Raw genomic sequence first — 11,880 nt, 5'->3', positions numbered from 1 at the left:
TTCTGACGCGGCGTGCAAGGCGAGTGCCTTGACTCTCTACAATCGACACATTTGTCCAACACCTTGTTTTTGGACGGACTTCCTGCATTTCAGCCATGACCACCACTTACATCCTGACCCTCTCCTGCCCTGACCGCACCGGCATCGTGCATGCCGTGTCGGGTTTTTTGCTGGAGCGTGGCGGCAACATCGAAGAAGCGGCGCAGTACAACGACCACGACACCGGCCTGTTTTTCATGCGGGTGCAATTCGCCTGTGCCCAGGCAGACGGCGCGGCGCTGAATGCGCAGTGGGGCGAATTTGCCAAGACCTTTGACATGAAGTGGGACCTGCACGCCACGACCCAGCCCATGCGCACCGTGCTCATGGTCAGCAAGGAAGGCCACTGCCTGAACGACCTGCTGTTCCGCTGGAAGAGTGGCCTGCTGCCGCTCGACATCCGAGCCATCGTCAGCAACCACCGCGAGTTCTACCAACTGGCCGCCAGCTACAACGTGCCGTTTCACCACATCCCGGTGACCAAGGACAACAAGGCACAGGCCGAAGCCAAACAATACGAAATCATCCAGGCCGAAGGCGCCGAGCTGGTCGTGTTGGCCCGTTACATGCAAATCCTGAGCGATGACCTGTGCCGTAAACTGGCGGGGCGCGCCATCAACATCCACCACAGCTTCTTGCCCAGCTTCAAAGGGGCCAAGCCTTATTACCAGGCACACGACCGGGGTGTGAAGCTGATTGGGGCGACCGCCCACTACGTGACGGCCGACCTGGACGAAGGCCCGATCATCGAGCAAGACGTGGCCCGTGTGGACCACAGCAAGACGGTGGAAGACCTGACCACCCTGGGCCGCGACACCGAAAGCCAGGTCCTGGCCCGCGCCGTGAAATGGCACAGCGAACACCGCGTGCTGATCAACGGCCACAAAACCGTGATTTTCAAATAAATGGCTTTGCGGGGCGGCGCTCCAGTGCTGCCCCCAACTGACTCACCCATGACCAACGCATCGCGCATCCCGCCCATTCAGTGCCTCTTGACCTTTGAGGCGCTGGCGCGTTTGCGCAGCGTGACCCAGGCGGCCGAGGAATTGTGCGTCACACCCAGCGCCGTGAGCCACCGGGTCAAGCAGCTGGAGCAAATCATTGGCACCAAGCTGTTTGGCCGGGCCGATTTTTCGCTGACCACCGAAGGCATTGAGTATTTGGCGCATGTGCGCGAAGGTCTGGTGTCGCTGCAGCGATTTCCCAGCGCCAGCAACACGCCAGGCCGCCGCAAGTTGCGCCTGGCGGTCACGCCCACTTTTGCGCGCTCGGTACTGATGCCTCGGCTCAAGCATTTTCTGGACGCCTACCCCGAAATCGACATCACCTTGCAAGTGAGCATTCCCCTGCTGGACGTGGTGGCCGAAGACGCCGACCTGACGGTGCGCTTTGGCACCGGCCGCTATTCGGACGTGGAGCATGTGTGTCTGGCCAAGGACGAAGTGACGCCCTTGGCATCGCCCGCCTGGTTGCGCGAGAACGGCCCCTTTGCCAGCGCCGAAGACCTGCAAGGCGTGTCCCTGTTGCGCAGCCCCCTGGAGCCCTGGCGCACCTGGTTCGCAGCGCACGATCTCGACTGGCCCGAGCCGACGGATGGCTCGTCGTTCAACGACATTGGCCTGATGTGTGACGCCGCCGCCCAAGGCCTGGGCGTGGGCCTGATCCGCACCAAGCTGGGCGCCCCCTGGCTGGAAAACGGCCAACTGGTGCGCCTGTTCGAGCGCAGCGTGCCCAGCCCACACGCCCATTACCTGTGCTGGCGTACCGGCACCATGGAGCGCTGGGAATGCGCCACCTTTGCCGACTGGCTGAAAAAAGCACTGGCCTGAAATCAGCCTCTCCAGCCTCCCTGTGGGAGCGAGCCCCTGCTCGCGAATACGGGCGCTGCGCCACTGCACGCATTCGGCCGCAGGGGCAGCCTCCCACTCAGACCGTCGGGTTTTGTCGGTCAGCGCTTCAGCGCCGACGTGACAGCGCCTGAAATTCACAAGCCCTTCAAAGATTCTTCAGCCTCACGCGGCGGGCTTGGGCTTACAGTTGGGCATTCTTTCAAGGTATGGATTGCCATGAGCGCCCACACACCCGCCGAAACCCGTGAACTGACCGTCACCGAACGTGCCGAGCGCCAACGCGCTGTGGTGCAGGCCCTGGGCCGGGTGCTGCCGCCTGATGCCATCCTCTACACCCCCGAAGACACCACGCCCTACGAGTGCGACGGCCTGACCGCTTACCGCGAGCGGCCTTTGGTGGTGGCCTTGCCCGAGACCGAGACGCAGGTGCAAGCCGTGCTCAAAGCCTGCCACGCCCTGCAGGTGCCTGTGGTGGCACGCGGCGCGGGCACAGGCCTGTCGGGCGGGGCCATGCCGCACCGCATGGGCGTGACGCTGTCGATGGCGCGCTTCAATCAGATCAAAACCGTCGACCCCGTGAGCCGCACCGCGGTGGTGCAATGCGGCGTGCGCAACCTGGCCATCAGCGAAGCGGCTGCGCCCTACGGCCTGTATTACGCGCCCGACCCATCCAGCCAGATCGCCTGCACGATTGGCGGCAACGTGGCAGAAAACTCGGGCGGCGTGCACTGCCTCAAATACGGCCTCACTGTGCACAACGTGCTCAAAGTCAAGGGATTCACCATCGAAGGTGACCCGATCGAATTTGGCAGCGACGCGCTAGACACCCCCGGCTACGACCTGCTGGCCGTGCTGGTGGGCAGCGAAGGCATGCTGGCGGTGACCACCGAAGTCACCGTCAAACTGGTGCCCAAGCCCCAACTGGCGCGCTGCATCATGGCCAGCTTTGACGACGTGCGCAAAGCCGGTGAGGCCGTGGCCGCCGTGATCGCGGCGGGCATCATCCCGGCGGGTCTGGAGATGATGGACGGGCCGATGACGATTGCGGTGGAAGACTTTGTGCATGCCGGCTACGACCTGACTGCCGCCGCTATTCTTTTGTGTGAGAGCGACGGCACGCCCGAAGAAGTCGAAGAAGAAATCGGCCGAATGAGCGAGGTGCTGCGCAACTGCGGCGCAACCGCCATCACAGTTAGCCGCGACGAGGCCCAGCGCATGAAATTCTGGAGTGGCCGCAAAAACGCCTTCCCGGCATCGGGCCGCATCAGCCCCGACTACATGTGCATGGACTCAACCATCCCGCGCAAGCGCCTGGCAGACATCCTGCAAGCCATCTCCGAGATGGAAATCAAATACAGCCTCAAGTGCCTGAACGTGTTTCACGCGGGCGACGGCAACCTGCATCCGTTGATTTTGTTTGATGCGAACGATCCAGACCAGCTGCGCCGCTGTGAACTGTTTGGCGCCGACATTCTGGAAACCAGCGTGGCCATGGGCGGCACCGTGACGGGCGAGCACGGCGTGGGCATCGAAAAAGTGAACAGCATGTGTGTGCAGTTCAGTGCCGAAGAAAACGAACAGATGTTCGCCGTCAAACGCGCCTTCGACCCGCAGGGCCTGCTGAACCCCGGCAAGGTGATTCCGACGCTCAACCGCTGCGCCGAATACGGCAAGATGCTGGTGCGGGCGGGGGCGATCAAACACCCGGATTTGCCACGGTTCTGAGCCCAACGCAGCCCAAAAAGCCTGAGCAAGTCTCAGGCTTTTTTACATCCATTTGGTTGCGCACACAACCATTAGTGCTTCTACTTAGTTGCGAACGCAACCAAATCAACCTAAGATTGAGCCTTCTTTCACCCCCTTCAGACTGAAGAGCCGAATGCCCAAGCCACTCGACCGAACGCTGACTTACCGTCTGCACCAACTGCACAAGCTGACCGACATGGACAGCCAGTCGGTCTATCCGGAGCGCACGGGGCTGTCGATGAGCGACGGGCGCTGCCTGACGACCATTGGCACTTTTGAGCCCTTGTCGGTGAAGGAACTGGCCGACAAAGCCAACCTGAACAAAGGCCAGGCCAGCCGCGCCGCGCAGGCACTGGTCGATCAGGGCCTGGTGCTCAAAGCCGACCACCCGGGTGATGGCCGGGGCGTGGTGCTGACGCTGACGCCCGACGGGCGCGAAGTGTTCGAGCGCGCCATGGCCATGGTGCACCAACGCAATCAGGACATTTTTGGCTGCCTGACGGACAAAGAACAAGCCACATTGAGCGGCCTGTTCGACCGCTTGATCCAGCATGCCCGTCCCGGCGTCGTCACGACCTCCACCCCGGACCTTGGCAAGGCTTCCCGTTCCCGCTGAAACCCATTCCCCCACTCCACACCATGCACACCCCCACCACCGAAGCCCGCCCTTCGATCTATTACCAGTACGAGGTTTTCAAGCCTTGGCTGGCATCAGCTCACCCCAAACAAGACCGCAAGAAGGTCGTGATCGTTGGCTCCGGCCCTGCGGGCATGGTCACGGCGCTGGAGCTGGCCCGCCACGGCGTGCCCAGCGTGGTGCTGTCGGCCGAGCTGCAGTTTTCGCAAGGCAGCCGCGCGATCTGCTTCACACGCCGCTCGATGGAAATCCTGCAACAAGTGGGCGTGGCCGACCGCATGACGGCGGGCGGTTTGCCCTGGCGCTTTGGCAACTCGTTTTACCGGGGCCAGCGCGTGTTCCGCATGGAAGCGCCGCACGACGCCGATGACCGTTTTTTCCCGATCATCAACGTGCAACAGCAGTTCATGGAGGAATACCTGCACGACGCCTGCAAAGCCAACCCGCTGATCGATTTCCGCTGGGGCAACAAGCTGGAAAACATCGACCAGAAGGACGGCTACGCGGTGCTGGACATCGACACCCCCGAAGGCCCCTACACGCTGGAAAGCGACTGGGTGGTGGCCGCCGATGGGGGCCGGTCGGGCATCCGCAGCGCCATGAACCTGCAAATGGAAGGCGCGTCTTACGAAGGCTTTTTCGTCATTGCCGACATCAAAATCGATTTGCCCTTTCCCACCGAGCGACTGGCCTTTTTTGACCCCGAGTGGAACCCCGGCAACACCATTTTGATGCACCGCGAGCCCAACGGCATCTGGCGTGTGGACTACCAGCTGCCGCCGGGTGAAACACCCGAAGAAGCGCTGCGCCCCGAGTCACTCAAGGCCCGCATCGACGCGCAGCTGGCCATGATCGGCCACGCGGGTCTGAAGTGGGAGATGGACTGGTCTTCGGTCTACTCGGCACGCACCCTCACACTGCCCGACTTTGTGCACGGCAGCGTCATCTTCACGGGCGACGCTGCGCACCTGTTGCCCATCTTTGGTGTGCGCGGGGCCAACACCGCGTTCCAAGACGCGCAGTCGCTGGGCTGGCACCTGGCCTTTGTGGTCAAAGGTCTGGCAAGCGAAAAGCTGCTGGCCAACCACAGCGCCGAGCGCGTGGGCACGGCACGCGAGATCATCACCGAGGCAGGTAAAAGCACCCGCTTCATGGCACCGCCCAGCCCCGGCTTCCGGTTGCTGCGCGACGCGGTCTTGTCGCTCTCGCTCACCCAAGAATTTGTGCGCCCGCTCTACCACTGGCGCACCTCGCGGCCGCACGAGTACACCCACTCCATGCTCAACAGCACGGGCGACGACAACGGCTTGTTCAAGAGCGGCCCGGCGCACGGCGCACCGCCACAGAACGTGCGCCTGGGTGCCAATGATTATTTGCTCGACCACCTGGGTGGCGGCTTTGACTTGTTGTACTTCACCGATACCGACCTGCCCGAAGCTCTGCAACAAGTCATCAACGCAGCGCGTGCGAAAGGCATGCCTTTGAACGTGATCGCGGTCGGTGCAGCCCAGCCTGTGGCGGGGGCCTACCAGCACCTGCCCGACGCCGACGGCCACCTGCGCCAGCGCTACGGCATACCGGCCCATGGCGGCGCGTATTTGCTGCGCCCGGACCAACACATCTGCGCACGGTGGATCACCCTGGACGCCACGCGCCTGCAAGCGGCCCTCGACAACGCCTTGCCGCAATAAGGAAACACCATGACCGACAAAGCACTTTCTATTGGCGGGCTCGAAACCGTCTACGACGCACTGGCCACGGCCATCGACCAAGCGGGCGCGGACAAAGCCCAGCTGTTCCTCGTCAAACTCGCCCTGCTCAACGCCAACGCACTGGCCGACGAAAACCTGTTTCAGCAGCAGATCACCGCTGCCCTGCAAGACCTCTGACCCCCTCACTTCCAAGGAGACTCCCATGCTCGTTCAATCCGTTCACCACGTCGCTTACCGCTGCAAAGACGCCAAAGAAACCGTCGAGTGGTACCAAAAGCACCTCGACATGAAATTCGTTTTGGCCATTGCCGAAAACGAAGTGCCGTCCACCAAAGCGCCCGACCCGTACATGCACATCTTTCTGGATGCGGGCCACGGCAACATCCTGGCTTTCTTTGAGCTGCCCAGCCAAGCGCCCATGGACCGTGACCAAAACACCCCCGCCTGGGTGCAGCACCTGGCGCTGAAAGTCGACTCGATGGAAACGCTGCTGGCGGCCAAAGACAAGCTGGTGGCTGGCGGTGTCGACGTGCTCGGCCCGGTGGACCACACCATCTTCAAGAGCATCTATTTCTTTGACCCGAGCGGCCACCGCCTGGAGCTGGCCGCCGACTGCGGCACGCCCGAGATGATGAAAAAACTCGACGACGTGAAGTGGGACATGCTCAACGAATGGAGCCAAACCAAGCGCGCCCCCAAACACGCAGCCTGGATGCACGACGGCAGCATGGCCTCCTGAAAGACGCCCCATGACGATGCTCAATGAAACCCACAACCCGGCGCTCACAAGCTGGGTCGCCTCGGCCAACACAGCGGGCACTGACTTCCCCATCCAGAACCTGCCGTTTGCGGTGTTCCGCCGCAAGGGCGCTGTCGAAGCCTTCCGCTGCGGCGTCGCCATTGGTGACCAGATTCTGGATTTGGCAGCGGTCGCCCAATCAGGCGTGCTGACGGGGCAAGCTGCTGCCGCCGCGCAAGCCGGTGCACACGACAAGCTCAACGCGCTGATGGCATTGGGCACTGCAGCCTGGAGCGCGTTGCGCTTGGCCCTGTCACGCACCCTGCGCGAAGGCTCTGCCGAGCAAGCCACGCTGCAAGCTTGCCTGGTGCCGCAAGCCGAGGCCGAATACGACGTGCCCGCCCGCATCGGCGACTACACCGACTTCTACACCTCGGTCTACCACGCCACCAACATCGGCAAGCAGTTCCGCCCCGACAACCCGCTGCTGCCCAACTACAAATGGGTGCCCATCGGCTACCACGGCCGCGCGTCCAGCATCGGCGTGTCGGGCCAGCAATTCCGCCGTCCCGTCGGCCAGACCATGCCACCCGGCGCGGCAGAACCCTCATTCGGCCCCTGCAAGCGGCTGGACATCGAGCTGGAGCTGGGCATCTTTGTCGGCAGCGGCAACGCGCTGGGCGAGGCCGTCGACATCACCGAAGCCGAAGACCATGTGTTTGGCATCTGCCTGCTCAACGACTGGTCGGCCCGCGACATTCAGGGCTGGGAATACCAGCCGCTCGGGCCTTTCCTGGCCAAGAACTTCGCATCCACCATCTCGCCCTGGGTCGTCACGCTCGAAGCGCTGGCCCCTTACCGGGTGGCTTTCACGCGCCCCGAGGGTGACCCGCAACCCATGGCCTATTTGGACAGTGACGCCAACCGCAGCGGCGGCGCATTCGACATCCAACTGCAAGTGGGCCTGCAAACGCCCAAGATGCGCGCAGCCGGTCAGGCCGATGCCAGCATCTGCCGCACCAGCTACCGCCACGCTTACTGGACCGTCGCGCAAATGGTCACGCACCACACAGTGAACGGCTGCAACCTGCAACCAGGCGACCTGCTGGGCAGCGGCACCCTGTCGGGCCCCACGCTGGACCAAGCGGCGGCCCTGATCGAGCTGACCACCGGCGGCAAGAACCCGATTGCCCTGCCCAATGGCGAGCAGCGCACCTGGCTGGAAGACGGCGACAGCGTGGTGCTGCGCGGCTGGTGCGAAAAAGCAGGCGCTGCGCGGATTGGCTTTGGCGAATGTGTGGGCACGGTGCTGCCTGCGCGGGTGCTCAAGGGCTGAACTCAGGCGGCTCAAGCCGCCCACAACTCACCAGGTGTCGATGGCCAGCGTGCCATCGGCGGGCCTCACCCGCCCAGCCTGCAAGCCCGCCACCAGCCAGTCGCGGGTGGTGGCCGGGTCGATCACCGCGTCGATCTCCAGCGTGGCTGCCATGTTGATGGCGCTGCCGTTGTCGTATTGCTGCGCCAGCAGCTGCTCAAACAGCGCTTCACGCTCGGGGCCTTCGGGCAGGGCCTCCAGTTCCTTGCGGTAACCCAGCCGCACCGCGCCCTCCAAGCCCATGCCGCCAAACTCGCCGGTGGGCCAGGCCACCGTGCTCAGGGTTTCGTGAAAGCCCCCGCCGGTCATGGCCATCGCGCCCAGGCCATAGCCCTTGCGCAGCACCACGCTGAGCAGCGGCACCCGCAGGTGCGCGGCCGCCACAAACATGCGCGAGACGTGGCGCACCTGCGCCAGCGCTTCGATGTCGGGCCCGACCATGAAGCCGGGCGTGTCCACCAAACTCACGATGGGCAGCCCGTGCGCGTTGCACAGCTGCATGAAGCGGGCGGCTTTGTCGGCGGCATCGGCGTCAATCGCACCGCCCAAGTGCAGTGGGTTGTTGGCCATCAGACCCACCGGACGGCCCGCGATGCGCGCCAGCGCGGTGTGGATGCCCGTGCCAAAACCCGTGCGCAAAGGCAGCAAGCTGCCCTCGTCGGCGATGCCCTGCATGGCGGCGCGGGTGTCGTACACGCGCACACGGTTCTCGGGCACCACATGGCGCAGGGCTTGGGCGGGCGGGGCTTGCCATTCAAGTTGCGCGCCTTGAAAGCACGACAGGTAATGCCGCGCCGCGGCCACCGCTTGCGCTTCCTTGTCCACCAGGATGTCGATCACGCCGTTGGCCTGCTGCACGTCACTCGGGCCAATCTGCTCGGGCTTGAAGACACCCAGGCCGCCACCTTCGACCATGACCGGGCCGCCCATGCCGATGTTGCTGTCTCGGGTGGCGATGATGACGTCACAGCAGCCCAGCAATGCCGCATTGCCCGCAAAACAGCGCCCCGCCACCACGCCCACCACCGGCACCAGGCCATTGAGGCGGGCAAAGGATGCAAAGGTGGCCAGGTTCAGGCCCGCGACGATGGCGACATCCACATCACCGGGTCGGCCCCCGCCGCCTTCGGCAAACAGCACCACGGGCAGCTTGTTTTGCAAAGCCACACCCAGCATGCGGTCGGTCTTTTGGTGGTTGCGCATGCCTTGCGTGCCCGCCAGCACGGTGAAGTCGTAGGCCATGACCACCACGCGCTGGCCATTCACGCAGCCGATGCCGGTGACCATGCCGTCGGCGGGCGTGTTGCGCATGAGGTCATCGGCGCTGCGGCGGCGGCTTTGGGCGGCCACGGCCAGTGCGCCGTATTCGACAAAGGAATCGGGATCGCACAGATCGGCGATGTTCTCGCGGGCGGTGCGCAGGCCGGTGGCGTGGCGTTTGGCCACGGCTTCGGGGCGCTGCGCGTCAAGCGTGAAGGCCAGGCGGTCTTGCAGTTTTTGGAGGTCGGCACGAGGGCTGGTCTGGCCTGCTGTGCTTGCTGGGGCATGGCTTGCGGTTTGTGCTGTGCCGACCCAGGCCGGGGCCGCCGCTGCGCTGGTCAATGCACTGGACAATGCGCCGATCAATGCGTTGGTGCCTGCGTCACCCCGCTCAGGCGCTGAGTCCAGCGGCGTCCAGCTCGCCAAGGCCTCGCCTTCCCCCACTGTCTCGCCCGCCTGAAAGTACAGCTCGGCCAAGCGCCCGGCATAGGGCGCACGGATTTCGTGCTCCATCTTCATGGCTTCCAGAATCACCAGCACATCGCCTGCAGCCGCTGACTCACCGGGCTGAACGAGCCACTGCACCACTTGCGCTTGAAGGGGGGATCGAATGTTTTGCATCCGGCCATTGTGCGGCGCTGCCCTGGCGACAGCAGGTCAAGTTCGGGACAATTTAAACTGGGATTTTTCAAAAATACAGAGACAAGCCCATGAACTTCGAACCCCTGATCGAACTCACCCGCAACGGCGTGCAGGAATGCGTGCACATGGGTGCACTGGCCGTGACCGACACCGAGGGCCGGGTGCTGGCGCAAGTGGGCAACCCGCATTGGTTGTGCTTCACCCGCTCCACCCTCAAGGCCATGCAGGCGCTGCCGCTGATCCAGTCGGGCGGCGTGGCGCATTTCGGCTTCACGCCATCCGAGCTGGCGATGATGTGTGCCAGCCACAACGGCGAAGAGATGCACGTCGAGCAGGTGACGTCCATCTTGCGCAAAAGCGGCACCAGCACGCGCCAGATGCGCTGCGGCTGCCATGTGCCTTACCGCTTCACGTTTTTCGACAAGCCCATGCCCGAAGGCTTTGCTTTTGATGAGCGGCACCACAACTGCAGCGGCAAGCACAGCGGCTTTTTGGCGTATTGCGTGCAGCACGGCTTGCCCACCGACAGCTACACCGAGGTGGACCACCCCTTGCAGCAACGCATTCGCCAAGCGGTGGCGCACCTGGCCGGGCTGAGCGAAGAAGAACTGGCACTGGGCATCGACGGCTGCTCGGCCCCCAACTACGCCATGCCTTTGTCACGCTTGGCGCGCAGCTATGCGCGTCTGGCGCAACCCGAATCGGACGGCCTGTATGGCGAGAGCCTGGCGCAGCTAGGCCAGGCCATGAGCGCGCACCCCGAGCTGGTCTCGGGCACCGGGCGCAACGACGCGGACTTCATGCGCGCAGGGCGCGGCGACTGGGTCACCAAAGTGGGGGCCGACGGCGTGCAAGTGGTGGCCAGCCGTTCGCGGGGCCAGGCTCTGGCGATCAAGGTCATGGACGGCAACAAGGCCGCGCTGTTTGCCGCCACCGTAGAGGCGCTGGACCAACTGGGCTGGCTGGACGATGCGCAGCGAGAAAGCCTCAAGCCCTGGCGCGCCCAGGTGCTGCTGAACGTGGCGGGGATGCCGGTGGGCGAGCGGCGCAGCATGTTCAAGCTGCAGCCCGGCGAGCACGCCTGAGGCGGGGTATGCGCAGCACTGCGCAGCCGCCTCAGCGCTTGCCAAAAATCGCCGTGCCCACCCGCACCATCGTGCTGCCCTCGGCAATGGCGGCGGCCAGGTCAGCGCTCATGCCCATCGATAGCGTGTCCAGTGGCAGGCCCTGCGCACGCAATTGCTCAAACAGGTCTTTGGCCTGCCGGTGCACGGCGCGCATCAGCGCATCGGTCTCAGCGGGCTCGGGAATGGTCATCAGGCCGCGCAGCTGCAGGCGCGGCAAAGCCGCCACGGCCCGCGCCAACGCTGGCAATTCTGACGGCGACACGCCCGACTTGGTCTTACCCCCATCCACGTTGACCTGGATGCACACCTGCAAGGGTGGCAGGTGCTCGGGGCGTTGCTCGGACAGGCGCTGGGCGATTTTGAGGCGGTCGATGCTGTGCACCCAGTCAAAGTGCTCGGCCACCAGCCGCGTTTTGTTGCTCTGAATCGGGCCGATGCAGTGCCACTCCAGCGGCAAATCGCGCAAAGCCGTGATCTTGTCCACCGCTTCCTGGATGTAGTTTTCGCCAAAAGCGGTTTGCCCTGCGGCATGGGCCGCACGCACGGCATCCGGCCCCCAGGTTTTGGAGACCGCCAGCAATTGCACGCAGCCCAATGGGCGCCCTGCCGCTTGGCAAGCGGCCTGGATCTGTGCGTGGACCTGCGCCAGGTTCTGGGCAATCAAAGAATTCATGGCCTGAGGGTACCAAAACCGGGCAGCGCCCATGTTGATCAAAACACCTGTGACCGCAAAATGACCCGCATGCTGCTAAA

The 11,880-nt window shown here is 63.9% G+C and carries 10 protein-coding genes and 1 pseudogene; 9 read left to right on the top strand and 2 right to left on the bottom strand.

From position 1 onward, the window contains the following. Window positions 1–95: 95 nt before the first annotated feature. The 8 genes from purU to fahA all read left to right on the top strand — a co-directional run bounded on the left by purU (window position 96) and on the right by fahA (window position 8,059). Window positions 96–944 carry a formyltetrahydrofolate deformylase gene (gene purU / locus B9Z33_RS04835; RefSeq protein ID WP_108285814.1) on the top strand — a complete coding sequence of 283 codons (849 nt, stop codon included), beginning with the start codon at window positions 96–98 and terminating at the stop codon, window positions 942–944. A 48-nt stretch (window positions 945–992) separates the two neighbouring features. Then, window positions 993–1,868, top strand: a complete 876-nt coding sequence (locus tag B9Z33_RS04830) for a LysR substrate-binding domain-containing protein (protein WP_108286167.1) — start codon at window positions 993–995, stop codon at window positions 1,866–1,868. Window positions 1,869–2,105: 237 nt separating this feature from the next. Further along, window positions 2,106–3,614, top strand: a complete 1,509-nt coding sequence (locus tag B9Z33_RS04825) for an FAD-linked oxidase C-terminal domain-containing protein (protein WP_108285813.1) — start codon at window positions 2,106–2,108, stop codon at window positions 3,612–3,614. Window positions 3,615–3,768: 154 nt separating this feature from the next. Continuing rightward, on the top strand, window positions 3,769–4,251 hold the full coding sequence (locus B9Z33_RS04820; RefSeq protein WP_108285812.1) for a MarR family winged helix-turn-helix transcriptional regulator: 483 nt from the start codon (window positions 3,769–3,771) through the stop codon (window positions 4,249–4,251). A gap of 23 nt (window positions 4,252–4,274) precedes the next feature. Beyond that, a complete protein-coding gene (locus tag B9Z33_RS04815; protein WP_108285811.1) occupies window positions 4,275–5,963 on the top strand; it encodes an FAD-dependent monooxygenase in 1,689 nt (562 codons plus the stop codon). Between the two features lie 9 nt (window positions 5,964–5,972). Then, the gene (locus tag B9Z33_RS04810) at window positions 5,973–6,161 is read left to right on the top strand and encodes a DUF2783 domain-containing protein (protein WP_108285810.1); all 189 of its coding nucleotides are present in this window, start codon (window positions 5,973–5,975) and stop codon (window positions 6,159–6,161) included. A gap of 25 nt (window positions 6,162–6,186) precedes the next feature. Continuing rightward, window positions 6,187–6,723, top strand: coding sequence for a VOC family protein (locus B9Z33_RS04805; protein WP_108285809.1), 537 nt, complete (start codon window positions 6,187–6,189; stop codon window positions 6,721–6,723). 10 nt (window positions 6,724–6,733) lie between these two features. Further along, window positions 6,734–8,059: a fumarylacetoacetase gene (fahA, locus tag B9Z33_RS04800; RefSeq protein ID WP_108285808.1), complete on the top strand. Its 1,326-nt coding sequence runs from the start codon at window positions 6,734–6,736 to the stop codon at window positions 8,057–8,059. A gap of 27 nt (window positions 8,060–8,086) precedes the next feature. Here the strand turns inward: fahA and B9Z33_RS04795 are convergent. Continuing rightward, window positions 8,087–10,006, bottom strand: a pseudogene (locus B9Z33_RS04795) (carboxyl transferase domain-containing protein); the annotation flags it as partial. Between the two features lie 62 nt (window positions 10,007–10,068). On the opposite strand from B9Z33_RS04795, the gene B9Z33_RS04790 reads away from it, so the two are divergent. Continuing rightward, entirely contained in the window at window positions 10,069–11,085 is a 1,017-nt protein-coding gene (locus B9Z33_RS04790; protein WP_108285806.1) for an asparaginase, read from the top strand. A 31-nt stretch (window positions 11,086–11,116) separates the two neighbouring features. Here B9Z33_RS04790 and B9Z33_RS04785 read toward each other — a convergent pair whose 3' ends face one another. Further along, window positions 11,117–11,800, bottom strand: a complete 684-nt coding sequence (locus tag B9Z33_RS04785) for a YggS family pyridoxal phosphate-dependent enzyme (RefSeq protein ID WP_108286166.1) — start codon at window positions 11,798–11,800, stop codon at window positions 11,117–11,119. Between the last annotated feature and the right edge of the window lie 80 nt (window positions 11,801–11,880).

It is taken from the genome of Limnohabitans sp. T6-20 (assembly GCF_003063505.1).
GTDB lineage: Bacteria > Pseudomonadota > Gammaproteobacteria > Burkholderiales > Burkholderiaceae_C > Limnohabitans_A.
Note: the sequence above shows the minus strand (reverse complement) of the source record. Positions and strands in the feature narration are given on the sequence as shown.